The 25,177-nt window shown below is 72.6% G+C and carries 22 protein-coding genes; 14 read left to right on the top strand and 8 right to left on the bottom strand.

The window, feature by feature from the left end; translation table 11 throughout:
- Positions 1-20: 20 nt before the first annotated feature.
- Positions 21-536: a phosphohydrolase gene (locus tag F4556_RS34410; RefSeq protein WP_184923196.1), complete on the bottom strand. Its 516-nt coding sequence runs from the start codon at positions 534-536 to the stop codon at positions 21-23.
- 148 nt (positions 537-684) lie between these two features.
- On the opposite strand from F4556_RS34410, the gene F4556_RS34405 reads away from it, so the two are divergent.
- Entirely contained in the window at positions 685-1,314 is a 630-nt protein-coding gene (locus F4556_RS34405) for a nucleoside/nucleotide kinase family protein (RefSeq protein WP_184923194.1), read from the top strand.
- Here F4556_RS34405 and F4556_RS34400 read toward each other — a convergent pair.
- Positions 1,301-2,092: a DNA-formamidopyrimidine glycosylase family protein gene (locus tag F4556_RS34400; protein WP_184923192.1), complete on the bottom strand. Its 792-nt coding sequence runs from the start codon at positions 2,090-2,092 to the stop codon at positions 1,301-1,303. The genes F4556_RS34405 and F4556_RS34400 overlap by 14 nt on opposite strands.
- Positions 2,093-2,188: 96 nt before the next feature.
- On the opposite strand from F4556_RS34400, the gene F4556_RS34395 reads away from it, so the two are divergent.
- Positions 2,189-2,635 (top strand): cupin domain-containing protein, encoded by a 447-nt coding sequence (locus F4556_RS34395; protein WP_184923190.1) that lies wholly within the window; start codon positions 2,189-2,191, stop codon positions 2,633-2,635.
- A 54-nt stretch (positions 2,636-2,689) separates the two neighbouring features.
- On the opposite strand, the gene F4556_RS34390 is transcribed toward F4556_RS34395, so the two are convergent.
- Positions 2,690-3,538, bottom strand: coding sequence for an S-methyl-5'-thioadenosine phosphorylase (locus F4556_RS34390; RefSeq protein ID WP_184923188.1), 849 nt, complete (start codon positions 3,536-3,538; stop codon positions 2,690-2,692).
- 138 nt (positions 3,539-3,676) lie between these two features.
- On the opposite strand from F4556_RS34390, the gene F4556_RS34385 reads away from it, so the two are divergent.
- Complete coding sequence (locus F4556_RS34385; RefSeq protein WP_184923186.1) at positions 3,677-4,396, top strand: alpha/beta fold hydrolase; 720 nt, start codon at positions 3,677-3,679, stop codon at positions 4,394-4,396.
- A 20-nt stretch (positions 4,397-4,416) separates the two neighbouring features.
- Here F4556_RS34385 and F4556_RS34380 read toward each other — a convergent pair whose 3' ends face one another.
- Entirely contained in the window at positions 4,417-5,340 is a 924-nt protein-coding gene (locus F4556_RS34380) for an oxygenase MpaB family protein (RefSeq protein ID WP_313069029.1), read from the bottom strand.
- A 138-nt stretch (positions 5,341-5,478) separates the two neighbouring features.
- Here F4556_RS34380 and F4556_RS34375 point away from each other — a divergent pair, with 138 nt between their 5' ends.
- From F4556_RS34375 to F4556_RS34365, 3 genes are all read left to right on the top strand, one after another.
- Positions 5,479-6,921, top strand: coding sequence for a polysaccharide deacetylase family protein (locus F4556_RS34375; protein ID WP_184923182.1), 1,443 nt, complete (start codon positions 5,479-5,481; stop codon positions 6,919-6,921).
- A gap of 66 nt (positions 6,922-6,987) precedes the next feature.
- Positions 6,988-8,820, top strand: a complete 1,833-nt coding sequence (locus F4556_RS34370; RefSeq protein WP_313069028.1) for a cholesterol oxidase substrate-binding domain-containing protein — start codon at positions 6,988-6,990, stop codon at positions 8,818-8,820.
- Between the two features lie 336 nt (positions 8,821-9,156).
- Entirely contained in the window at positions 9,157-9,573 is a 417-nt protein-coding gene (locus tag F4556_RS34365) for an acetyltransferase (protein ID WP_221503767.1), read from the top strand.
- Between the two features lie 143 nt (positions 9,574-9,716).
- On the opposite strand, the gene F4556_RS34360 is transcribed toward F4556_RS34365, so the two are convergent.
- Entirely contained in the window at positions 9,717-10,805 is a 1,089-nt protein-coding gene (locus F4556_RS34360) for a GntR family transcriptional regulator (RefSeq protein WP_184923180.1), read from the bottom strand.
- Between the two features lie 152 nt (positions 10,806-10,957).
- Here F4556_RS34360 and F4556_RS34355 point away from each other — a divergent pair, with 152 nt between their 5' ends.
- From F4556_RS34355 to F4556_RS39615, 7 genes are all read left to right on the top strand, one after another.
- Positions 10,958-11,566, top strand: coding sequence for an SMI1/KNR4 family protein (locus F4556_RS34355; protein WP_184923178.1), 609 nt, complete (start codon positions 10,958-10,960; stop codon positions 11,564-11,566).
- A gap of 43 nt (positions 11,567-11,609) precedes the next feature.
- Positions 11,610-12,197, top strand: a complete 588-nt coding sequence (locus F4556_RS34350) for a histidine phosphatase family protein (protein ID WP_184923176.1) — start codon at positions 11,610-11,612, stop codon at positions 12,195-12,197.
- 400 nt (positions 12,198-12,597) lie between these two features.
- Positions 12,598-14,310: a glycoside hydrolase family 27 protein gene (locus F4556_RS34345; RefSeq protein WP_184923174.1), complete on the top strand. Its 1,713-nt coding sequence runs from the start codon at positions 12,598-12,600 to the stop codon at positions 14,308-14,310.
- A 114-nt stretch (positions 14,311-14,424) separates the two neighbouring features.
- Positions 14,425-15,942 carry an arabinofuranosidase catalytic domain-containing protein gene (locus F4556_RS34340; RefSeq protein WP_184923172.1) on the top strand — a complete coding sequence of 506 codons (1,518 nt, stop codon included), beginning with the start codon at positions 14,425-14,427 and terminating at the stop codon, positions 15,940-15,942.
- A 138-nt stretch (positions 15,943-16,080) separates the two neighbouring features.
- Positions 16,081-16,887, top strand: a complete 807-nt coding sequence (locus tag F4556_RS34335) for a methyltransferase domain-containing protein (protein ID WP_184925667.1) — start codon at positions 16,081-16,083, stop codon at positions 16,885-16,887.
- A gap of 116 nt (positions 16,888-17,003) precedes the next feature.
- Positions 17,004-17,468, top strand: coding sequence for an ATP-binding protein (locus tag F4556_RS34330; RefSeq protein ID WP_184923170.1), 465 nt, complete (start codon positions 17,004-17,006; stop codon positions 17,466-17,468).
- A 79-nt stretch (positions 17,469-17,547) separates the two neighbouring features.
- A complete protein-coding gene (locus F4556_RS39615; protein WP_184923168.1) occupies positions 17,548-20,430 on the top strand; it encodes an ATP-binding protein in 2,883 nt (960 codons plus the stop codon).
- A gap of 2 nt (positions 20,431-20,432) precedes the next feature.
- On the opposite strand, the gene F4556_RS34320 is transcribed toward F4556_RS39615, so the two are convergent.
- A complete protein-coding gene (locus F4556_RS34320) occupies positions 20,433-22,022 on the bottom strand; it encodes an amidohydrolase family protein (RefSeq protein ID WP_184923166.1) in 1,590 nt (529 codons plus the stop codon).
- A gap of 37 nt (positions 22,023-22,059) precedes the next feature.
- Here F4556_RS34320 and F4556_RS34315 point away from each other — a divergent pair, with 37 nt between their 5' ends.
- Positions 22,060-22,866, top strand: coding sequence for a uracil-DNA glycosylase family protein (locus F4556_RS34315; protein ID WP_184923164.1), 807 nt, complete (start codon positions 22,060-22,062; stop codon positions 22,864-22,866).
- A 16-nt stretch (positions 22,867-22,882) separates the two neighbouring features.
- On the opposite strand, the gene F4556_RS34310 is transcribed toward F4556_RS34315, so the two are convergent.
- Together F4556_RS34310 and F4556_RS34305 are read right to left on the bottom strand one after the other, a co-directional pair.
- Positions 22,883-23,941: a M12 family metallopeptidase gene (locus F4556_RS34310; RefSeq protein WP_184923162.1), complete on the bottom strand. Its 1,059-nt coding sequence runs from the start codon at positions 23,939-23,941 to the stop codon at positions 22,883-22,885.
- 179 nt (positions 23,942-24,120) lie between these two features.
- Positions 24,121-25,143, bottom strand: coding sequence for a hypothetical protein (locus F4556_RS34305; RefSeq protein ID WP_184923160.1), 1,023 nt, complete (start codon positions 25,141-25,143; stop codon positions 24,121-24,123).
- Between the last annotated feature and the right edge of the window lie 34 nt (positions 25,144-25,177).

Raw genomic sequence — 25,177 nt, 5'->3', positions numbered from 1 at the left:
CAGCTACTCCCAGCCTGCGCTCATCGCGCCGCCGGGGCCAGCTCCGCCAGCAGCGCGGGGTTGACCAGCTCCAGCACCGCCCGGACGTCCGCCGCCGCCGCGGCGGGCCAGAGCACCGCCCGGGCCGAGCGGTAGCGCTCGGCCAGCCGCTCGCGGTCAGCCGGCGCCAGTGCGGCGGCCCGGTCGGGGTGCGAGTTGTGCGCGTTGTCGGAGATCTTCAGCAGGGTGGCCGCGTGGTCGGTCACCACCTGCCGGAGCATCTCCGGGTAGCTCACCCCGGGCAGCCTGGTCACCCGTCGCACGGTCGCCACCACGCTGAACGGCACGCCCGCGCGCAGCAGGTCGTCGGCCGTCACCGGGGTGTCCTCCAGGACGTCGTGCAGCAGTCCGGCCATCTGCAGCCCGACCCCGAACGGCGCGACGCCCGCCGCCACCGCCCGGACGTGCCCGATGTACGGCGCGCCGATCAGGTCGAACTGTCCGGCGTGCGCTTCGGCCGCCAGGGCGTCGACGTCGGCAAGGCTCAGCGTGGGCACAGGGCGCTCCCCCAGGGGCAGATGACGCTCCGTCAGCCGGACGGCCGCCGGGTCTGGCGCGACGATAGCACCGGCCCGAACCCCCCCTCCGCACCAGCCCGGGGCATACTTCGACCGACCCACCGAAGAGAAGCCGGAGACCGATCCCGTGCGGGTACACCCCATCTCCCCGGAGCGGCTGGCCGAACTGCTCGCCGACCGGATCGCCGACCTGTCCGCCGACGGCCGCCGGGTCCGGGTGGCCCTGGACGGCGCGCCCGCCGCCGGTCCCGGCGCGCTCGCGGACGCGTTGGTCGAGCCGCTGCGCCTGCGCGGACGCCCCGTCCAGCGGGTGTCGGCGGCCGACTTCCTCCGCCCGGCCTCGGTCCGTCTGGAGTACGGCCACCAGGACGCCGACGCGTACCACGACGGCTGGCTGGACGACGGCGCGCTGCTGCGCGAGGTGCTCGACCCGCTGGAGCCCGGCGGCACCGGCCGGATCCTGCCCACCTTCCGGGACCCGGCCACCGACCGGTCCACCCGGGCCCGGTACGTCGAACTGCCGCCCGGCGGCGTCCTGTTGCTGGACGGCCCGCTGCTGCTCGGCCGCTGGCTGCCGTTCGAACTCACCGTGCACCTCGCCCTCGGCCCGGCCGCCCTGGCCCGCCGGACCGCGCCCGAGGAGCAGTGGACCCTGCCCGCCTTCGCCCGCTACCAGGCCGAGACCGACCCGATCGCCCTCGCCGACCTCACCGTCCGCTGCGACGACCCCCGGCACCCCGCCCTCATCGAGGCGTAGGGCCGCGCTGGCAGTGCGGGCACCAGTACGCGGGCCGGTCGCGGTCGTGCTGGGCGGTGCGCACGGTGGTGCCGCAGCGCAGGCACGGCCGGCGGGCCCGGCCGTAGACCCAGTTCTGCCGGCCCGGGCGGGGGTCCGGGGTGGTCGGGTGGCCCGGGCGTTCCTTGTTCGCGTCGAGCAGCTGGTGGGCCCGGGCCGCCAGCCGCTCCAGGACGGGGAGGGCGTCGGCGACCGGGGCCCACGGGGTGAGCCCGGCCAGGAAGCACAGCTCGTTGGCGTAGATGTTGCCGATCCCGGCCAGGTTTCGCTGGTCCAACAGGGCGGCGCCGAGCGGCCGTTCGGGATCGGCGGCGAGTCGGCGGGCGGCCTCGGCGGCGTCCCAGTCCGGGCCCAGCAGGTCGGGGCCGAGGTGGCCGACCACGGTCTGTTCCTCGGTGGTGCGGAGCAGCTGCACGACCGGCAGCCGGTACCCGACGGCCGTCCGCCCCTCGACCCCGAGCACGGCCCTGATCTGGTGCCCGGCCCCGCCGGTCCACCGCTCCCCCGGGCCGTACAGCGCCCAGCGGCCGTCCATCCGCAGGTGGGTGTGCAGGGTCAGTCCGCCGTCGAACCTGGTCAGCAGGTGCTTGCCGCGCGGGACGGTGCCGAGCACCCGGCGCCCGGTCAGGTCGGCGGTGGCGTGGGCGGGCACCCGGAGCTCGGCGGTGATCAGCGGCCGGCCGGTGAGCGCGCGGTCCAGCTGCCCGGCGACGCGGTGGACGGAGTCTCCTTCTGGCACCCGTCCATCATCCGGCAGCGGGGGGCTGACGGGCGATCAGCCCCTGATATGTTTTCGCCGCAAAGATCATCTGCTTATCTTGCTCACGGGGTGGACATGAACATCAAGCGCACCGGCACGGCCGTCCTCGGCGCACTTCTCCTCGGCTTCCTGCCGACCGTCGCGGGCGCGACCCCGGGCAGCGGCGTCACCGCCACGCTGCTCGGCAAGGGCACCTCGGACGGCAGCATCACGCTCAAGGCCAAGGGCCGCACCGACGTGGTCTTCCGGGAGATCACCATCGCCCCCGGCGGCACCACCGGCTGGCACTACCACCCGGGCCAGGTGCTCGCCGTGGTCAAGTCCGGCACCCTGACCCGCAAGCTGGACGACTGCGCGACCGAGGTGACCCCGGCCGGCGGCGTCGTGGTGGAGCCGGCCGGGCACAAGCACACCCACATCGGCTACAACTACGGCACCGAGCCGGTGGTCCTGCTGGTCACCTACCTGGTCCCGGAGGGCAGCCCCCTCTCGGTCGACATGCCGGCCCCCAGCTGCGCCTGACCCAGGGACGCTCGGCGTGAGACGGCCTCCGGCCAGAGGCCGTCTCACGCCCGGTCAGACGCCCGGCAGGCCGGTCTCCAGGCCGTCCAGTGCGTGCGAGCAGAGGCAGTCGCGGGTCGCGGGCAGGCTCTCCAGTGCCTTGAACAGCACGGTGCGCAGCCGGTCCACGTTCCGTCCGAACACCTCCAGCACCTCCGCGTGGGTGACGCCCTCGCCGCTCTCCACCCCGGCGTCCAGGTCGGTGACCAGGGCCAGCGAGGTGTAGCAGAGGCCCAGTTCGCGGGCCAGCACGGCCTCCGGGTGGCCGGTCATGCCGACCACCGACCAGCCGTTCGCGGCGAACCAGCGCGACTCCGCACGGGTCGAGAACCGCGGCCCGCCGATCACCACCAGGGTGCCGCCGTCCACCGGCTCCCAGGCGCAATCCCGGGCCGCGCCCAGCGCGACCCGCCGCCCGTCGGGGCAGTACGGGTCGGCCATCGAGACGTGCACCACCTCGGGCCGGCCGCCGCCGGGCAGCGGCAGGCCGTTGTAGTAGGTCTGCTGCCGGCCGTCGGTCCGGTCGACGAACTGGTCGGGGACGACCAGCGTCCCGGGCCCGTACTCCTCCCGCAGCCCGCCCACCGCGCACGGCCCGAGCACCTGCCGCACGCCCAGCGAGTGCAGCGCCCACAGGTTGGCCCGGTAGTTGATCCGGTGCGGCGGCAGCCCGTGGCCCCGCCCGTGCCGGGGCAGGAACGCCACCGACCGCCCGGCCACCTCCCCGACGAACACCGCGTCGCTGGGCGCCCCGTACGGCGTGTCCACCACCACCTCGGTCACGTCGTCCAGCAGCGCGTACAGGCCCGAGCCCCCGATCACACCGATCTCGGCGCGGACGGGACGGGCGGCGCTCTCGCTCATGGTGACGGCCTCTCAGTCGGCTGCTCCGGCACCCACCACTGTACGAACCGGGCCCGGTGGCCGATGCCTCCGGGGCAAGGGCATTCGGGCGTACAGTGGCCGTCCCTTGGTGGGTGGTCTGAGTTGGAGTCGGTGGAGATGAACAGAGTGCGGGTCGCCGGGCACCGGGCGCTGGCGTGGCGCGGGGCGACCGAGGGGGCCGTGGCGGCGGTCCTGGTGCTGCACGGGGGGCAGATCGCCAGTGAGCGCCGGCCCGGGCCGGTCAATCTGCCGGGGCTGCGGATGCAGGGGTTCGCCCGCGCGGTGGCCCGCGAGACGGCGGGGACCAGGGTCGCGGTCGGCTCGGTGCGCTACCGCTACCGGGGCTGGAACGGCGAGCAGGCCGACGCCGCCCGGGACGCCACGGCGGCCCTCTGCGACCTGGCCGAGGAGCTCGGCCCGGTGCCGACCGTCCTGGTCGGGCACTCGATGGGCGGCCGGGCCGCCCTCCGCGCCGCCGGGCACCCGTGCGTGACCGGCGTGATCGCGCTGGCCCCGTGGTGCCCGCCGGAGGACCCGGTGGCCCAGCTCAGGGACCGCACCGTGCTGACCCTGCACGGCGACCGCGACCGGGTCACCGAGCCCGAGGCCACCCGCGACCTGGCCGCCCGGGCCCGCGAGGCGGGCGCCCGGGTGGCCGGCTACACGGTGCACGGCTCGGGCCACGCCCTGCTCCGCCGCTCCGCCGACTGGCACCGCGCGGCCGCCGACCTGACGGCCGGCCTGCTCGGCCTGCGGCCGCTGCCCGCGGAGGTCGCCGAAGCCCTCGCCCTGGGCACCGCCGACGCGGGCGGGCTGGGGCTCACCCTGCCGCTCTGACCGGCCGTCAGCTCCGTGCGCTACTGCGCGGTCGGTGCGGTGGCCCGCGCGTGCGCGGCGGCGCGGATCTGGGACGGGCCGCAGGCCCAGACCATGATCCGCCCGCCCGCCCGGGCCAGCGGGCGGTCCCAGCCGACCCGCACCAACCAGGGGCGGCGGACGGCGAGTTCGGCCCTGGCCCAGCCCGGCAGCAGGTCGATCGAGGCGTTCGTGAGCAGCCGGACGGCCAGCCGCTCCCGGCGGCTGCGGCCGAAGCCGCGCAGCAGCCGGAGCACCTCGAGGGCGGGCGGTGTGACCCGCAGGTCGGGCCGGATCCGGGCCAGGTACTCCGCCATCTCGGCCCGCGACCGGGGTATCGAGGTGGCGCCCAGCAGTTCGGCGACGAGCGCCGCCTCGGCGTAGTAGCGGTCGCACTCGGCAGCGCTCAGCGGCGTGGCGGAGAAGTGCTGATACCCGGTCAGGAAGCAGTGCACCTCGGCGGCGTGCACCCAGGTGAGCAGGTCCGGATCGTCGGCGCGGTACGGGCGGCCGTCCGGCGCGGTGCCCCGGATCCGCAGGTGGATCCGCCGCACCGACGCGATCGCCTGCTCGGCCGCGGCCGTCGAGCCGAGCGTGGTGGTGGTGACGAAGCGTGCCGTCCGGTGCAGCCGCCCGGTCGGGTCGGTCCGGAAGTCGGAGTTCGTGGCGACGGCGGCCATCGCCAGCGGGTGCAGGGACTGCAGCAGCAGGGCGGCGAAACCGCCCACCAGCATCCCGGCCGGGTGCCCGTGCACCCGCCACACCACACTGTCCGGGCCGAACAGGCCCGGGTCCCCGGGCGGCCGGTCGTAGCGCTCCAGGTGCAGGTCCTCCCCGTGCACCGTCGCGTTGATCTCGTCCAGCAGACGGGCGCGCAGCGCACCGATCGGCGTCCGCCGCTCAGCCGTACCGGTTCCTGTCCCCACCAGCGCCTGCCCCTCGTCACCCGGCCCACCACAGTACCCCGCTTCTTTTCCGGGTCGGGAGCGGCTCCGGAAGGCGGTGGCGGTCATACGATGAGATAGCTGGTCGACCCGAGCACGCGTGCCCCGGAGGTGGTCGGGATGCGGACTCACAGAGGTGTCGGAGCCGTTCTGCTGACGATGGCGCTCGCGCTGCCCACGGCGCTCGGCGTCGGCCTCGGCACGGCACCGGAGGCGGCCGCGAAGGTGGGTGACCCGACCCGCCCGCTGATCGTCCGGGGCAGCACCTGGTACCTGCGGGATTCGCTGACCACCGGCACCGCCACCACGACCTTCGGCTACGGCGCCCCCGGCGACCTGCCGATGTCCGGTGACTGGGACGGGAACGGCAGCAGCACGCCCGGCGTGGTCCGGGGCGGCATCTGGTACCTGCGCAACAGCAACACCAGTGGCGTCGCCGACACCACCTTCGGCTACGGCGATCCCGGCGACGTACCCGTCGCCGGCGACTGGGACGGCAACGGCACCACCACCCCCGGCATCGTCCGCGGCACCACCTGGTACCTCCGCAACAGCAACACCACCGGCGTCGCCGACACCGTCCTCAGCTACGGCGATCCCGGCGACGTACCCGTCACCGGCGACTGGGACGGCAACGGCACCACCACCCCCGGCATCGTCCGCGGCACCACCTGGTACCTCCGCAACTCCAATACCAGCGGCGTGGCGAACGTGTCGCTGAACTACGGCAACCCGGGCGACCGCCCGGTGGTCGGCGACTGGGACGGCAACGGCAGCAGCACGCCCGGCATCGTCCGGGGCAGCACCTGGTACCTGCGCAACAGCAACGCCAGCGGGGTGGCGGACGTGTCGTTCGGCTTCGGCGACACCTGCGACCTCGGCCTGTCGACCGCGTCGACGCTGATCCGGGACCGTGGTGGCCGTCCGCTTCCCGCGTCCTTCGCGGGACGGCACCTGACCGTCCTGCCCACCGGCGCCAACGTGGTCGCGCTGACCTTCGACGCCGGGGCCAACGCCGCCGGTCTGCCGAAGATCCTCGGTGCCCTGCAGAACTCCTGCGTGCCGGCGACCTTCTTCCTGACCGGCGCGTGGACCGAGAACTTCCCGCAGGACGCCCGGGTGGTCGGGCTGCGCTACCCGACCGGCAACCACTCCTTCTCCCACCCCGACCTGACCACCCTCGGCGACGCCGCCGTACGCGACCAGATCCTGCACGCCCAGGCCGCCATCCAGGCGGGCGCCACCTACGACGCCCGCCCGCTGTTCCGCTTCCCGTTCGGGGCGGCCGACGCACGGACCCTCGGCATCGTCAACAGCCTCGGGTACGCCTCGGTCAACTGGACCGTCGACACCCTCGGTTGGCAGGGCACCTCCGGTGGGCAGAGCGTCTCCACCGTCGTCTCCCGGGTGCTGGCCAACCTGCGGCCCGGCGAGATCGTCCTCATGCACGTCGGATCCCACCCGAACGACGGGAGCACCCTGGACGCCGACGCACTGCCCACGGTCATCGCCGAACTGACCGCCCGTGGCTACTCGTTCGTCACGGTGCCGCAGTTCATGTGAACCGGCTGACCTGCCGTCCGGACCGAAACCGGCTCGCGGCATGATCTTCGTTGGTAACGTCGGCGCGTGACAGACCAACAGCAGGACAGCAGCGGTGGACTGACCCGGCGTAAGGCACTCGCCGCACTCGGCGCGGGCGGCGCCGCCTGGCTGCTGCGCGGCACCGTCGGGCCGGACAGCGCGCAGGCGGTCGGCACCGCCCCCGCCGGGCTCCCGGCCGGGGTGACGCCCTATCAGCGGGTGTACGAGAACTGGGCCGGCGAGGTCCGTACCGACCCGCTCTGGGTCTGCGCGCCGGGCAGCCCGCAGCAGGTCGCCGACCTCGCCGACTGGGCCCGCGCCGCGGGCTGGCGGCTGCGCCCGCAGGGGCACCGGCACGGCTGGGCACCGCTGACCGTCGCCGCTGGCACCCCGGCCTCGGCCCAGGTACTGCTGCTCGACACCACCCAGCACCTCACCAGCATTGCCCTGACCGGGAGTTCGGTGGCCGGTGCGCCGACCGTCCGGGTGCAGACCGGCGCCTCGATGGAGGACCTGCTCGCCCTGCTGGCCGGTCACGGCCTGGGCGTCACCGCCTGCCCGGCACCCGGCGATCTCACCGTCGGTGGCGTACTCGCCATCGGCGGCCACGGCACCGCCGTGCCGGCCACCGGCGAGACCGCGCCCGCCGGCCACGGCTACGGCTCGCTCAGCAGTCACGTCGTCTCGCTCACCGCCGTGGTCTGGGACGCCGCCCGATCCCGGTACGTGCTCCGGGAGTTCGACCGCGCCGAGAGCGACAGCGCCGCCTTCCTGGTCCAGCTGGGCCGGGCCTTCCTCACCGAGGTGGTGCTCCGGGTCGGCGCCGACCGGAACCTGCGCTGCGTCAGCCGCCTCGACATCCCGGCCACCGAACTCTTCGCCGCACCGGGGACGTCCGGCAACCGGACCTTCGCCGACTTCGTCGCCCGCGACGGCCGGGCCGAGGCGATCTGGTACGCCTTCACCTCGCACCCCTGGCTCAAGACCTGGCGGGTCACCCCCTCCCGCCCGTTCGCCGCCCGCACCGTCACCGAGCCGTACAACTACCCCTTCTCCGACAACATCCCCAAGCCGGTGGCCGAACTCGCCGGCCAACTCATCGAAGGAGCCTGGGGGTTGGCCCCCACCTTCGGCCAACTCCAGTTCCTGATCACCAAGATCGGCCTCACCGGCGACCTGACCGACGTCCTGCTCTCCAGCGGCCTGCTGCGCAGCCTGCTCACCGGCGAGCTGCTCACCCACCTGCTCGCCGACGGCCTGCGCTCCGACCTGTGGGGCCCCTCCCGGGCACTGCTCCAGTACGTCCGCCCGACCACCCTGCGGGTCACCGCCAGCGGGTACGCGATCCTGGCCCGGCGGGCCGATCTCCAGTGGGCGGTCAGCGAGTTCACCTCGCACTACCAGCGCCTGCTGACGGAGTACCAGCAGCGCGGCGAGTACCCGGTGAACGGCGCCGTCGAGATCCGGGTCACCGGCCTCGACGACCCGGCCGTCTCCGGTGTCCCCGGCGCCCAGCCACCGCTGCTCTCCGCCCTGCGGCCGCAGCCCGACAAGCCCGAGTGGGACACCGCCGTCTGGGTCGACATCCTCACCCTGCCCGGCACCCCCGGCCTGCACCGCTTCAGCCGCGACCTCGAACAGGCCCTGCTGCACACCTTCGACGGTACCCGGGCCGGCCTGCGGGTCGAGTGGTCCAAGGGCTGGGCCTACACCGACACCGCCGCCTGGGCCGACCAGGACGTCCTCACCCGCGCCATCCCCGACAGCCTCCGCACGGCCAACGGACCGGGCTGGGACGAGGCGATCGCCGTCCTGGACCGCCACGACCCGCACCGGGTCTTCGGCAACGCCTTCCTGGACGGGCTGCTCCGCGCCTAGGCGGTGTCGTCAAGGGGTCAGGCCCAGGTAGCTGTGGCTCGGTAGGACTCGCTCTTGTGCGATACGGCGGCGTTACGCGGCTGCGCCAGCATGGTCGACGTTCGATCGACCATCGATGATCCGCCGCAGACAGGGTTCCGTATGCGCGTCCTTCGCCGAGTCCTCGCAGTGTGTTCGCCAGTGTGGCGCTGCTCGCCCGGGTCAGCCTCCTCGCGTCTCCCACCGCGCAGGCCGCCACCTCCTGCTCCGGCCCCCCGCGGACCGGCCAGAGCCCGGCAGACCCGCATTTCCGACCGTGTCGAACCACTGGATGTTCGGCGCAAGAGAGGTTTTTCCGTGCGCAAGAAGTTCGTCTCCGTCCTCGGTGCCCTCGCGATGGCCGGAGCCGCCACCGTGATGACCGCACCTGAGGCTTCGGCTCTCGCCGCCTCGCCGACGGCGGTCTGCGGCCCCGGCTACAAGGTCGTCGACTCCGAACAGCTCATCAACCGCGACGTGTGGGTCTACCTGACCTACAACAGCTCCAACGGCTACAACTGCGTGGTCACCATCCGCGGGAACGCGGGCACCCCGGTGCACATGTCGGCCGGCCTCACCGTCGAGGGCAGCCCCCAGAAGTCCGACACCGGCTACTACGGGTCCTACGCCGGCCCGGTCTACGCCTACGCCGCAGGCAAGTGCGTCAAGTGGAACGGCTGGTTCAGCGACAACGACCAGAGCTCGTACGAGAGCCCCTGGAGCCACTGCGGCTGACCCGCCGACGGTGGGCCCCGCCACCGGACCCGGACCCCGCCCCACAGCGGTCCGGCCCGGTGGCGGGGCTTCGGCATAAGAACGTCGCGGCCAGGCCGGCACCGGACGAGCCGGCCCCCTGAGCGGGGCAGCGGCCGCGGTGCTCACCCGTTGAGGGCCGCCGTGCGGGCGGACCCGCAGGAGTCCCGGACCGCGATGGCCGGGCGCAGGAGGACCTGACGGAGCGCCAGGTCGGGCTGCTCGATCCGGTTCAGCAGGAAGGTCGCCGCCGTCCGGCCCAGCAGGCGTTTGGGCGGTGCCACCGCGCTGAGCGGGATGTCGGCCAGGTCGGCGATCTCGTCGTCGTACGCGATGAGCGCCAGGTCCCCGGGCACGGACAGGCCCGCCCGGCGGGCCGCGGACTGCAGCAGGACGGCCTGCCGGTCCCCGAAGCAGACCGCCGCGGTGACGCCTTCGGCGCGCAGCCCGGCCAGGCAGCGGTCGGCGGTGGCCGGGCTCCACTCCTCCCGGGCGGCCAGGAACTCGGCGGAGTGGCCGTCCAGTTCGGCGACGGCCAGGTGGAAGCCGCGCCGGACGGGCTCCGCGGTCGGGCTGGGGACCCTCAGCACCAGGCCGACGGTCCGGTGGCCGAGCCGGGCGAGATGGTGGACGGCGTCGTACCCGCCGGCCTCGTGGTGGGTGCAGACGCTCTCGGTGGGGTCGCCGAGGGTGGTCCCCCGGCGCTCCACCAGCACGACCGGGACGGGCAGTTCGGCCAGTCGGTGCAGGTAGTCGGCCGGGCCGCCGGGCGGCCCGGTCAGCGTGGGGACCACGAGCAGCCCGTCGGCGCCCGCGTCGAGCATCTCCCGGAGCTCGGTGAGCTCGCGGGCCGGGTCGTAGCCGGAGCAGGCGATCAGGTGGCGGCTGCCCGCTGCCGCGAGCACCTCCGCGATGCCGCCGAGGACGCGCGGGTAGTAGAAGGCGGTGTCGGGGACGATGACCCCGATCAGCGGCGCGCTCCGCCGGGCGGCCCGGCCGGGCAGGACGAACGTGCCCGAGCCCTGGCGGCGTTCGACCAGCTCCTCGGCGACCAGGTCGGTGACGGCGCGCCGGACGGTGCTCACCGAGACGACGTTGTCCCGGGCGAGTTCGGGTTCGGTCGGCAGTCGACTGCCCGGCGGCCAGATGCCGTCGGTGATCTCCTGCCGCAGCCGGTCCGCGAGCCGTCTGAACTTCAGCTCCGATCCGGTCATGCGTGCTGCTCCTTGCCTGGCGGGACCTTGATGAAGCCAAGAGTCATGTGGTCCGCGGATCCTACCGATCGCCGCCGTCGGCCATAATCGGGCACGCACAGCCGTCGAGCCACGCCCATGCCACCGCAGGGTCAAGCAGATCAGGGGACGCGATGTCGATACACGAGAGCCTGGCCGCCCTGCGCCGCGCCGCCGAAGCCGGAACGGTCGTGATCTCGGCCTCGGGCCCCGCTTCCACCGAAGCCGTCCGCGCCCGCGAGACGGAGCTGGAACCCCACTTCGGCACCGTCAAGTGGACGGCTCCGCCCAGCTACCGGGCGTTCCTCGCCGAGCACGACACCTTCGCCTGCAAGCGCTGGGATGTCGCAACCGTCGTCGTCGGTGCCGATGCCATCGCCGAACTGAACTCCGATCTCGTACACCTGCCGGAGCGGGTGGACCGCGGCGACGGCCGGTGGCTGTCCACCAACCACCTGGTCGGGTTCGCCCTCGCCGACGAGGACGGCGAGGGGGTCTGGTGCTTCGACGTCACCCAGCCGGACCCGAACGGCGAATACCCGGTCTACTACCACCACCAGGACGACGACGAAGGGCGCGCACGCTACGTCGAGAGCGGCGAGTGGGAGGACGAGACCCGCTCAGCCCCGGACTTCCCCACGTTCGCCGCCTGGCTGGAGGCCATGGCCGACGCCTTCACCGCGCCCGAACCACCGGGCTGGTTCGAGGAGCTGGGTGCTCCGGGCTTTCACCCTCTGAATTGACGTCCAAGGTGGGCCGACAGGTCATCAGATATCGTGTACGGCCATGGGAGAGCTGATAGTTGTCCGTCATGGCCAGACCAAGTGGAGCCTGTCGGGCCGGCACGCCGGCCGTACCGACGTCGCGCTGACCGAGGCGGGTGAGGCCGCGGCCAGGGCACTCGCTCCGAGGCTGGCCCGACGTCGTCCGGCCGCGGTGTTCAGCAGCCCGCTGAGCCGTGCGATGCGGACGGCCGAACTCGCGGGCCTGGTCGGCGTCAAGCCCGACCCGGACCTGCTGGAGTGGGACTACGGCGGCTACGAGGGGCTGACCGCCGAACAGATCCAGGAGACCCGGCCGGGTTGGGACCTGTGGCGGGACGGTGTCGTCCCCGGCGGCACCGTCCACCCGGGCGAGCGGCTCCAGCAGGTGGCCGCCCGGACGGACGCGGCGCTGGCCCGGATCCGGCCGCTGCTGGACGAGGGCGATGTCGCCGTGGTCGCCCACGGCCATCTGGCGCGTGTGCTCGCCGTGCGCTGGCTCGGGCTCGACGCGTCCGCCGCCCGCCTGCTCGGGCATCCGCATCCCGGCAGCCTCAGTTTCCTGGCGGTCGAGCACGGGCAGCCGGTCCTCTCCGCCTGGAACGTCGCGTAGCGGCGGACCCGGCGTCGCATCGCGCCCGCCCGACCGAGGGTGATCGTGGCGCTCGAACGCCGGGGCCGGCAACCAGAGGCGCGCATTGTTGCAAGAAGGGTTGACACCGCGCGCAGGGTATTGGAAGCTCCCCTTGGCCATCGCCGGTGATATTCACCGAGTGATCTTTTTTTGCGATTACTTGTTAGCGCTAACATTCAGTCCGAATTCTTCCTTTTCTTTCGGCGCCCACGAGGCCGAACCGGAGATCTCGGCGCGCACTTCTTCATTTCTTCATGCGGCAACCTCGCTGGGGTCATCCACCGAAACGCGATTGTCATGCCCACAAAGAGTTCGGATGGATGCCGGACCGCGAGAAGAACAGACACCTCCCCCACCACTCCCATCAGGAGGCGACCACATGCTCCACGCGAACCTGCGCGTCACCCGACCATTGGCGCGCACACGTCTGCGGAGAACGCTTGCCTGCGCACTCTCGGCGTTACTCCTGTCCATAGCGCTTCCACTGCTTTCCCTGAGCGCGGCCCAGCCGGCCGCGGCCCTGGGCGCGACCCCGTCGGCTGCGGCCCAGCCGGCTGCAGCCCTGGGCAACGGTTTGGCGCTCACGCCGCCGATGGGTTTCAACGACTGGAACGCCTACGGCTGCAACGTCTCCGAATCGCTGATCAAGAGCACGGCGCTGGCCATGCACAACAACGGCATGCAGAGCGCCGGGTACGAGTACGTCAACATCGACGACTGCTGGATGACCCACACCCGAGGCTCCGACGGGCGCCTGGTACCTGATCCGAACAAGTTCCCGAGCGGGATCAAGGGCACCGCCGACTACGTCCACTCGCTGGGGTTGAAGCTGGGCATCTACGAGGACGCCGGACTGCAGACCTGCGCCGGCTTCCCGGGCAGCCTGGGCCACGAGACCACGGACGCGCAGACCTTCGCCGCCTGGGGCGTGGACTACCTGAAGTACGACAACTGCTATGCGGGGCCGGGCTGTTGGCTGAACTCCTGCCCCAACGGCAGCAAGGCGCCCGCACAGACCCGGTACACCACGATGCGCGACGCCCTGGCCGCGACCGGCCGGCCCATCCTGTTCAGCCTGTGCAACTGGGGCGAGGACAACGTGTGGAGCTGGGGCGCCGGCGTCGGCAACAGCTGGCGCACCACCGGCGACATCAATGCCAGCTATGGCAGCATGCTGTCGATCTTCCACAGCAACGTGAACCTGGCCGCCTACGCCGGGCCCGGTCACTGGAACGACCCGGACATGCTCGAGGTCGGCAACGGCCCGCTCACCGACACCGAGGCCCGCTCGGAGTTCAGCCTGTGGGCGGAGATGGCGGCTCCGCTGATCGCCGGCACCAACATCGCCTCGGCCGGCCCGGCCACCCTGGCCACGCTCACCAATGCCCGGGTGATCGCGGTGGACCAGGACCCGCTCGGCAAGCAGGGCACCCTGGTGTCCTCCGTCGGCGGTCTCGACGTACTGGCCAAGCCGCTGGCGAACGGTGACGTCTCGGTGGCCCTGTTCAACGAGACCGGATCGACCGCGACCATCAGCACCACCGCCGCCGCGATCGGGAAGACCGGCGCCTCCGGCTACAACCTCACCGACCTGTGGTCCGGCGCGACTTCGACCACCACCGGCACCATCAGCGCCTCGGTCCCGGCGCACGGCACCACCATGTTCCGCGTCGCGGGCGGCACCAGCGGCGGAACGAACCCGACCGGCCCGGTGCGCGCGGTCGGTGCGAACAAGTGCCTGGACGTGCCGAACTCGACCACCACCCCGGGCACCCAGGTGCAGATCTGGGACTGCAACAACCAGCCGAACCAGTCCTGGACCCGCACCTCCTCCGGCCAGCTGACCGTCACCTCGGGCGGCACCCTGATGTGCCTGGACGCGTACAACAGCCAGACCGCGCCCGGCACCAAGGTCGAGATCTGGACCTGCAACGGCCAGGCCAACCAGCAGTGGAAGGTGAACGCCGACGGCACCATCACCGGCGTCCAGTCCGGACTCTGCCTCGACGTCACCGCCAAATCCACCGCCAACGGCGCCCTGATCGACCTGTGGACCTGCAACGGCCAGACCAACCAGAAATGGGCCGTCTGAGCGGTCGCCGGGCGCAACTGCCGTACCGTCCTCGCTTCCCCAACCCTTTGAAGCAGTACGGCAGTTGCGCTGCCCATCACACCCGGTTCACCCGATGAGACGCAGGGAGCTCGGATGCGCGACAGTCAAGGCTCAGGACGATCGAGGATCGCGGCTTCGCTTCACCACCGGCTCGGCACGCTGACCCGCGTGGCCGCCACGATCCTGTTGGTCGTCGGCGGTCTCGCCGGTGCGGGATCCTTCGCCGGCAGTGCGCGGGCCGCCACCGCCGGCCCGTGTGACATCTACGCGGCAGGCGGGACCTCCTGCGTGGCCGCGCACTCCACGACCCGTGCGCTCTACTCGGCGTACGGCGGAGCGCTCTACCAAGTCCGGCGGAGCTCGGACGGCAGGACGCAGAACGTCGGCGTCGTCAGTGCCGGGGGCGTCGCCAACGCGGCCACCCAGGACGCCTTCTGCGCGGGAACCTCGTGTGTGGTCACAGTGATCTTCGACCAGTCCGGGCACGGCAACGACCTCGCCTACCAGGGCCCCGGGGGCGCCGGAGGAAGCGACACCCCGGCCAGCGCGACCAGCGAGGCCCTCACGCTCGGCGGCGCCAAGGCGTACTCGCTCTACATCAACCCCGGGAACAGCTACTGGCACGACGGGTCCTCCTCCGGGATGCCGCGCGGCAGTGCCCCCCAGGGCGCGTACATGGTGACCAGCGGCACTCACGTCAACAGCGGCTGCTGCTTCGACTACGGGAACAGCGAGACGGACCGCAAGGCAGACGGTGCGGGCGCCATGAACGCCATCTACTTCGGGACCAGTTGCTGGTTCGGCGGCTGTTCGGGGACCGGTCCGTGGGTGCAGGCCGACCTCGAGTACGGCCTGTACTCCGGCGGCAGCTCGTCGTGGAACCCGAACCAGCGGGCCTTCGCCAGCCGCTACGTCACCGCGATGCTGAAGAACAACGGCACCTCCCAGTTCGCGCTCAAGGGCGGTGACGCCCAGTCAGGCGGGCTCACGACGCTCTGGAACGGCGCGCTCCCACCCGGCTACAGCCCGATGAAGCAGCAGGGCGCCATCATCCTGGGCAGCGGCGGCGACTGCTGCGCCGGCAACACCAACCAGAGCCTCGGCACGTTCTACGAAGGTGCCGTCGTCAGCGGCTACCCGTCCGACGCCACCGACAACGCCGTCCAGGCCAACATCGCGGCAGCCGGCTACAGCGCCGGCCCCGGCGGCGGCTCCAGCACCGGCCCGCTGCACGCCGTCGGCGCCGCGAAGTGCCTGGACGTTCCCAACTCCGGTACCACCAACGGCACCACGACCCAGATCTACTCCTGCTCCGGAGCCGCGAACCAGACGTGGACCGCCACGTCCGCGGGCCAGCTGACGGTGTACTCCGGCAGCAGCCAGCTGTGCCTGGACGCCAGCGGCAAGGGCACCGCCAACGGCACGAAGGCGATCATCTGGTCCTGCAACGGACAGCCCAACCAGCAGTGGACCCGGCACGCCGACGGCACCATCACCGGCGTCCAGTCCGGACTCTGTCTGGACGTCAGCGGAGCGTCGACGGCGAACGGCGCCCCGGTCCAGTTGTGGGCCTGCAACGGGCAGAGCAACCAGCAGTGGAAGCTCGGATGACCTCCGCACGAAGGGGGTCGGCCGGCTGTGTGAGATACCCCTCTCCCGTCGTCGTGGCGCTGGTGCCCTGGGGAGGCTGACCATGTGGGAATGACCTCTTCGCCCCGCCGGGCCGACATTGGTGGCCGACCGAATCCGATGGACGGGACCACCGCGCCCGGCCGCGGGTACCTGCTGGACAACGCGCGCGCCGAGGCGGGTGAGCGATTCGTCTGGCTGGCCGAGCTGTTCGACGGTGTGACACGCGGGCACTTCGATCGACTGGGGGTCGGGGCCGGCTCGCGCTGCTGGGAAGTGGGGGCGGGTGGCCCCGGTATCCCGGAGGCGCTCGCGGCGGCCGTCGGTCCGACCGGGTACGTGCTGGCCACGGACATCGACCCGTCGTGGCTGAGGACAGGCGACGGGTACGAGGTGCGCCGGCACGACGTCGCCGCTGATCCGCCCCCGGAGCCGGGGACGTTCGATCTGGTGCACGCCCGGCTCGTGCTAGTCCATGTACCCGACCGGGCCCGGGCGTTGGCCACGATGGCGGCAGCGCTACGCCCCGGTGGCTGGCTGCTGATCGAGGACGCCGATACCGCTCTGCAGCCACTGGCGTGCCTGGACGACAGCGGCCCCGCGCAGCAGCGGGCCAACCGGCTGCGTGCTGCGGTCCGGGAGCTGCTGACCCGCCGCGGCGCGGACCTGCGCTACGGCCGGACACTGCCGCGGGCACTACGTGAGGCCGGCTTGGTGGACGTCGCCGCGGCGGGCACGTTCCCGGTCGGCGGGCTCGCCTGCGACCGGCTGGAGGCGGCGACCATCCGGCACGTGCGCGGCGAGCTGCTTGCGGCCGGCCTCGCCGACGACTCCGAGATCGACGCGCACCTGGCCGCCGTCCAGGCGGGCGGACTCGACCTGACCCTCGCGCCGCTGATCTCGGCCTGGGGACGCCGTCCGGCCTAGCACCCAGCGGCACTCGGTTGTGCGTACCCGCATCTATAGGGCCCCGCATTGTTCCCGGCGGCCCTGGCGGTGAGCCTGGGAGGCAGGAAGGCTCACCCCCACCCTTGGAGCCTGAGATGCTCGCCACCACCACCGCCCCCACCGCCGCCGTCGGCCGCAGGAGAACGTCCGCCTGCACGATGCCCGCGGTCCCCACCTCGGTGCCCGCCCTGCGGCATTTCGCACGGACATCGGCGCGGCACTGGGATGTCGCCGTGGACACCGTCGAGGCGCTGGCGCTCGTCGTCACCGAGCTGGTCACCAACGCGGTCCGGCACAGCGGGGGCCCGGACGTGACCCTGCTGCTCACCGTCGACACCGGCACACTCACCGTGCACGTCATGGACAACGGCCGTTGGCGGCCCCGACCGGCCCTGCGCGACCTCGTCGACGATCCGGCCTGCGGCGGCCGGGGCCTGCGACTGGTCGAGGAGTACGCCGACAGCTGCGCCCTGTGGCGTACGGTCGCCGGCACCCGGGTGGAGGTGGGACTGTCCCTCGCCCAGGTATCGGCCACGCCGACCCCGGATCACGTGTACTGAGCCACTCCCACCGCTCCCGTCGGCCGCTTGCCGCAGCCCGGCACCGGATCTAGCGTGGCCACGCAGGGAAGGTGATCGCGTGGCACGGCCGAGCAGCCAGGATCCGGTACCCGCGGGCGGGCGCTTCACGTTCGTCGGCCGTCGGCGGGAGCTCGGCCTGCTGCTGGCCGCCGTCCGGCACCCGCCCGCCGTCGTGCTGATCGAGGGCGAGGCCGGAATCGGCAAGTCCCGCCTGGTGCGCGAAGCCACCGCCACCCTGGCCCCCGAGCGCCACTGTGTGCTGACCGGCTACTGCCAGCCGCTGCGCGAACCGTTTCCTTACGGTCCGGTCTTCGACGCCCTCGCCAAGGCCGGCCCGTGGCTGCCCGGCACCGGTGTCCCTCCGACGGCCGGCGCCCTCGCACCGCTGCTGCCCGACCTGGCCGACCGGCTCCCCTCCCCTCCGATGCCGCCGCCCGACGGTCCGCAGGCCGAACGCCACCAGCTCGTCCGGGCCGTGCGCTCGCTGCTGGGCGTGCTCGGCCCGGCGGTACTCGTCGTCGAGGACATGCACTGGGTCGACGACGCCACCCGCGAACTCCTCCTGCTGATCGCCCGTGACCTGCCGGACCAGCTCAGCCTGGTGCTCACCTACCGTGCCGAGGACCTTCCGCCCCGCACTCCCGTCCTCGGCTCCGCGTACCGCCACCCGCCCGGCACCAGCGGAACGACGATCACCCTCGCCCCGCTCACCGAGGCCGACGTCGCGGAGCTCGCCACCGGCGCCCTCGGCTCCCGGGCCACACCCGTCCTCGCCCGCGCCCTGTACGGCCGCAGCGAGGGCCTGCCCCTGGTCGCCGAGGAGGACCTGATCAGTCTCGACGACCAGGGGCGGCGCGGCGGCACCGCAGACGCCGTCGCGGTCCTCGAACGGGCCCAGGTCCCCCGAGGACTGCGCGAGGCGGTGACCGAGCGCCTGGCCGGGCTGTCCCCGCCCGGCGCGGCGGTCGTCGACGCCGCCGCCGTCCTCGCCGTCCCCGCCGACGAACCGCTGCTCACCGCCGTCGCCGGACTGGATCCCGAGCAGGGCGCACTGGGCCTCACCGAGGCCCTGCGGCTCTCCGTGCTCCGTGAGGACGAGGACGGCCGGTACGGCTTCCGGCACGTCCTCGCCCAGCAGGTCGCCTACCGGAACGTGCCCGGGCCCCAGCGCACCCGCCTCCACCAGCGGGCCGTCGAGGAACTGGAGCGGCACTCCCCGCAGCCCTTGGTCCAGATCGCCCACCACACGCTCGCCCTCGGCGACCGGGAAGCCTGGTTCCGCCGCGCCGAAGCCGCCGCCGACCAGGCCGTCGCCCTCGGCGACACCGGCACCGCCGCCGCTCTGCTGCGCCGGATCCTCGAACAACCGCACCTCGGGGACGACCTCCGCTCCCGCGCCGCCCTGGCACTCGCCCGGATCGCGGTCGACGGCATCGACCACGTCGCCACCATCGCCCTGCTGCGGCGACTCATCGCCGACCCGCAGCAGTCTGAGTCGACCCGCGGCGACATCCGGCTGGCCCTCGGCCTGCTCATGGTCAACCACGGCGGCAACCGCGCCGGTTTCCGGGAGGTCCGCCGCTCCGTCGAGGAGCTGGCCACCCGCCCGGACCGGGCCGCCCGGGCGATGATCGCCATGGCGATGTACGAACGTGACGGCGCCTCCGACCAGGCCCGGGACTGGATGGACCGGGCCGAGCAGACCGTACGCGGCTCCGCCGACGACGCCATCCAAGCCGCCGTACACGCCACCCGTCTCACTCTGCTGGCCCGGCAGGGGGACCCCGCCGTCTGGCCACAGCTCGATCGACTGCCCCGCGCCGCCGCCGGACCCGAGGTACTGCGGCAGACCGCCCGCGCCCTCTACAACGTCGGCGACATCGCCATCGAACTCGGACACGACCGCCGCGCCCGCACCCTGCTCACCGAGAGCCGCGACCTCGCCCGCCGGTCGGGCACCTCCCACCTGGAGTGCTACAGCCGGATCGCCCTGCTGCGCCTCAACGGTCTGGCCGGCCACTGGGACGGCCTGGAGGAGGATTTCGCCGCCCTCGACACCGCCCACCCCGACATCGCCATGACCGGCACGGAACAGGCGCTGATACTCGGCCAGTTGGCCACTGCGAAGGGTCAACGGTCCCGCGCCATCGAGCAGTTCACCCTCGCCGCCGACTACGGGAAGCACGAGTCGCAGGTCACCGCCGCCCTCCGGGCCGCTTCCGGACTCGCCGCCGTCCGGCTCGCCCAGGGAGCACCCGAGGACGCCCGCGCCGTCACCGACCCCGCCGCGGCCATGCTGCGCAGAGCCGCCGCCTGGGCGCGGGCGACCGGCGTGGTCCCGGTCGCGATCGAGGCGGCACTCGCCTGCGGCGATCACCGCTTCGCCGAACAACTCGCCGACGACGCCGAACAGGGACTGCGCGACGCCGACGCACCCGCCGCCGACGCCGAGCTCCGCTTCGCCCGGGGCCTGCTCCACTCCGCCGCCGAACCCGCCGCGGCCGCCGAGCACTTCCTGCAGGCCGAGCACCTGTGGCAGGAGATCGGCCGCCCGTACGAGGCCGCCCGCGCCGCCGAATGCTCCGGCCGGGCCCTCGCCGCGTCCCGGCCCGACGCCTCGACCGCACACCTGACCGAGGCCCTCGACACCTTCACCCGCCTCGGCGCCACGGCCGACGCCGCCCGCTGCCGACACACCCTCGACCGACTCGGCCTGGTCCGACCGCCCACCCGCGGACGCCGCGGCTACGGCGACCGGCTCTCGCCCCGCGAACACCAGGTCGCCGAACTCCTGGCCCAGGGCGCCACCAACCAGGACATCGCCGAGGCGCTGTTCCTCTCCCCCCGCACCGTCGAACGGCACGTCGCCCACGTCCTCAAGAAACTGGACGCCACCCGAAAGACCGTCAGCGAAGCCCTCCCCGGCCACCCAACCGACTGAGTTCAGGCGGGGTTCAGGAGCTCGGTGAGGGCGGCCCGCAGGGTCGGGGGGAGGTTGGCCTCGGCGGCGAGGGTGGTGCGGTAGGGCTTGTCGTGGGTGGCGGTGAGGGCATCGAGGGTGAGGGGGACGAGGTCGGCGGGGGCGGGGGCCGGGGCGGCCAGCGAGGGACCGGTGGCGGCGGAGTGGGCCGGGAGGCGGGGGCGGAGCTCTGCGCCGGTGGGCTGGAGCTCGTCGAGGGCCAGGTACCAGCGGGGCGGTTCGTCGGGGCGGGCTGTGGCGAGCGGGGCGAGGCCGCGTTCGGCACGGGCGGGCAGGGTGGCCAGGGCGGCGGTGAGCCGCTCGGTGGCCTGGGGCAGGGTCAGGCCGGCGACCAGCGGATCGGCGTTGGCGTCCAGCAGGTTGACGAGCCGTCCGTCCGGGGCGCCAGGTCCGGGGTCGGAGGGTGCGGCGTCACCGGCGAGCTTGCGCATCAGCCGGGTGGTGCCGTACCGCGGCACGCCGTTCACGGCCACCAGCCGGATGTCGGTGTCGGCGGCGAGCAGCAGCCCCCGGTACGGGTCGGGGTCGGTGGTGGCGACGGCCAGCAGGTCGGCCCGCAGGCCGGGCCGCAGGGCGCCGAGGGCGGCGTCCCAGCGCAGGATCCGGGCCGCGTCCCTGGTCGCCATGGCCACCAGCTCGCGGTCGGTGAAGGTGCCGGCGGCGGCCAGCCGGGCGGTCTTGAGTTCGCCCAGCAGGCCCTTGCTGCCGGAGATCGACCAGTCCGAGCCCAGGGCGACGGCCACGCCCGCGGCCCGCGCGGCGGCTACATCGGCGGTGCGGCCGTAGAGCAGCAGGTTGGAGAGCGGGGACCAGACCATGGCGCCGCCGTGCTCGGCGAGTACGTCGAAGTCGGCCCGGGTGAGGGCGGCGCAGTGGATCCCGACCAGGTTCTCGGTGACGGCCCACTTGCCGGGCTCGAACTCCAGGGCCCGGAAGTGCTCCCGGGCGCGCTCGTCGGTGCCTTCGGCCAGGTGGAGCAGCAGTCGTTGGGAGCGGCTGAGCCGGTCGAGGAAGCGCCGGGCGTCGGCCGCGTCGATGTCGGCGATCCGGGAGGTGGCGGCGGGCAGCGCCGGGTCCTCGGGCTGCTCGACGTTGCGCAGGACGCCGCGGTACATCCGACGGGCGCCCGCGTTGCTGAACAGGGCGATGCCCTGGCTGGTGGTGGTGCCGTTGATCAGTGCCTTGGCCTCGACGTAGCGGGCCACGGCGGGCATCAGCGCCGCGTCGCGACCGAGCACCGTCATCGGTCCGGTGACCAGTTGCCGGTACGTACCGGTGCCACCCCACTGGTCCCGGTTGGTGTAGACCCTGGGGACCTGCCAGAGCTGCAGCACGTCGTACGCCAGATGGTTGTGCAGTTCGATCAGCCCGGGGTAGACGCTCCCGCCGCTGGCGGTACGGGGGGTGAGTTCGTGGCCCGGTGGCGGCGGGTCGGCGGCCGGGCGGACGTCTTCGATGACACCATCGCCGACGTAGAGGACGCCGTCCTCGATCACGGTGTCGTGCGGGTCCATGGTGACGATGCGGCCCTGCAGGGCGTACCGGGATGTCATGGCACGTCCTCCTTTCGGAGGGTTGCGGGAGCTGGCGATGCACGAGTTCGATCCGGGCGTGGTCCGGGAGCCGTACCTGTCCCTGGCGCGGGACTTCCCGGGCGAGGACGTCTATCCGACCGACGACTTCCGCACCGAGTGGGGGCCGGTGTTCCACCGCGGGCGGCTGGACGGGACGGCTCGGGTCCTGGTGATCGGTCAGGACCCGGCGCAGCACGAGGCGATCGTCCGGCGGATCCTGGTCGGCACGGCCGACCGCCGGGTCCAGGGCTTCCTGGCCCGGCTGGGCATCGACCGCAGCTACGTCATGGTCAACACCTTCCTCTACAGCGTCTTCGGGCAGCAGGGCGGCCAGGCGCACGCCGAGGACCCGGAGATCGCGAAGTACCGGAACTCCTGGCTGGACGCGCTGGTCACGGACAACGAGGTGGAGGCGGTGATCGCACTCGGCAGCCTGGCCGGCACCGCCTTCGGGATGTGGCGGGAGTCCGGCCCGATCGGAGCGGCCTTCGACGGCACCTTCCACAAGATCATCCACCCGACCTTCCCGGAGAGCTCCGGCGACCACGCCGCGGCGATGGCCCGGCTGACGGCCAGTTGGAACGAGGGCCTGGAGGCTCTCCACCCGGCCGTCTCCCACCCTGACCACGCGCGGCAGTTGGTGCCCTACGGCCCCGAGCTGACCGCGGGCGACCTGACGCCCGTCCCGGCGGCCGACTTTCCGCTCGGGCTGCCGGACTGGATGCGCTCGGAACAGCCGTGGGCCGTCCGGACCGGTGCCACCGCTGCCGAGAAGCGGGCGACGGTGGTGGTCACGATCCCGCCCGACCTGCGGCCGTTCTGAGCGCACCGGCACCGGGTCACCAGTACATGATCGTGGTCTCGCCGGAACCGTAGTTGGAGTAGAGCCGGGCCCGCAGCACGTAGCGGCGGCCCTTGAACAGCCTGACGGACAGTCGGCCGTTCACGTCGGCACCGCTGTCGTCCTCGCCGGTCACGTACCGCAGCTCGCCGTGCACGTCCTCGAAGAGCACCAGCAGGACGTCGCTCTGGCCGAAGGTGCCGACTTCGTACTTGCGGGTCTCGGCCGGGGTGATCTCGAAGTCCGCCTGCTCGCCGGTGGACAGCTTCAGCGGGACGGACCGGCCGGGCTCCAGCCGCACCGGGCCGACCGAGACCGGCGGGTACCAGTGCAGCACCTGGTCCTTGTCGATCGCGGACAGGGACAGCGGGCCCTCGATCCCCTCCCGGGCGTACTTCTCGGGTTCCTTGATCAGGCCGGGCTCGAAGGGGTACTCCATGATCGACTCCGGGTCCCAGGTGGAGCCGGTGACCTCCTGCTTGGAGAGCTTGCGCAGGATGTTGTTGAAGGTCTCCTCGCGGGTCCAGCTGTTCGGCGGCTTGCCGAGCGAGGTGTAGACCGCCTCCTCGTCCCAGACGATGCCCGCGTACGGGTTCTGGTGCTCGTGCGGCAGGCCCAGGGTGTGGCCGGTCTCGTGCCGGGCGGTGGCGCGGCCCCACGGGGTGGTGAGGTCCCAGCCGAAGTTCATGGTGGGTTCGTGGACGCCGATGGTCAGCACGTCCCGGCCGACATACGACCAGGAGCCGTCGTCGGCGAAGGCGATCCGGACCTCGGCCTCGGAAGCGTCGTCCACCTCCTTGAAGTCCAGGCCGATGCCCAGGCCCTTCCAGTCGTGGAAGGCGGCCCGGACCTCGTCCAGCTGCTCCGGGCCCTGGCCGCCGCCGGTCCGGTTCAGGAAGTGGTAGTGCAGGACGGTGCCGTTGACCCACTTGGTTCGGATCTGAAGTATCGCGCGCACCCGGTTCGGCCCGAGTCCGGGGCGAAGCTCGGGCTTAGTGGCGGGCTGGAGGGTGCAGTACAGCGGGGTGCCGCTCGCGGGCGCCTGGGTGTCCACCATGACGGGGGCCTCCGATCTGCCAACCACCGGTTCGTGACCGGCGGTTGAGGACGGACATGGTGGCTGTCGGGCCGATTGGGGGACTTCATCCATCGTCTCGCCGGGGTCCGGTGCGCACAACTCGACCCCCACCGCAAGTCGGGTGCCCCGAATGAGTTAGCCATGTCCATGACGACCAGTCAATCCGGTGCGGCCGGGGCAGGGCGGAAGCACATGAAGACGTCGGCGTCGGCACCGTACTTGTCGGCGTGGGCGGAGGCGAGGGCTCGGTACAGGGGGGCTTCGCTGTCCTCGACGAGGGTGAGGTGGAAGACGGGGGTGGCACTGCCGTCGAGGAGGGCGCGAACGGGACGGCCGCCCCGTCGGGCAAGCTCAACGAGGAGGCGGTGGTCGCTGACGTAGATGTCACCGTTGCTCTGGACGTACTCCAGCCAGATGGGTTCGCCTGCGGCGTCGGAGTCGTCCAGGAGCTCGACCTGCTTCTTGAGCAGGTCGTTGATGGGCCGTCCGCTGTTCCACAGCTCGGCGAAGCGCTCGGAGACGAAGGAGCCGAGCGGAGTGGTGGCGCGGACCTCCAACTGCTGGGCGTCGCCGGAGCGGCGGTCGACCGGGAAAAAGCTCACCATCATCCGCTGGCCGCAGCGGTAGAGCTGAATGGAGGGCGCGGCGTCGTAGACGCGGACCTGGAGTTGGGCGCGGCGCTCGGGTGCGAGCCGGGTCTCGATCCGGCGCAGGTCGCGGATGGTGCGGAGGATTTCGTGCCGTACGTCGGCGCTGAGCTCGTGGGAACGCTGCTGGGCGGCGAGGGAATCCGGATCGAGCAACATGATCTGCAGGATCGCACCCCGGCCGATCGCGGCGCCGGCGGCGTCGGCGAATCGCTGGGCGGTATCGCCCGAGATCATGGTCGAGGTGGTGTCGAGGATGCAGACGATGTCGCCGGTCTGGGCGACCTTGTCGCAGAAGGAGACGTAGTCCAGCCGGAGGTGTTCGCGGACTCGGTCCTCCTCCAGCCTGGCCACGACCGGCTGGATGACCAGCAGGGTGGTGACGGTGGTGAGGAGCTCGGGGGCGAGGTTGAGGGCCAGGCTCTCGCCGAAGTCCTGTAAGCCGCGCGCGAACCAGAGGCACAGGGCCACGGTCAGGCCGAGCGCCGCGCAGATCAGCAGCACACCCCGCTGCACTCGCCAGTTCCCGAACATGTGAACGTGTTACCCACCGTACGGGTCGCCATGC

It is taken from the genome of Kitasatospora gansuensis, assembly GCF_014203705.1.
Classification (GTDB): domain Bacteria; phylum Actinomycetota; class Actinomycetes; order Streptomycetales; family Streptomycetaceae; genus Kitasatospora; species Kitasatospora gansuensis.
Note: the sequence above shows the minus strand (reverse complement) of the source record. Positions and strands in the feature narration are given on the sequence as shown.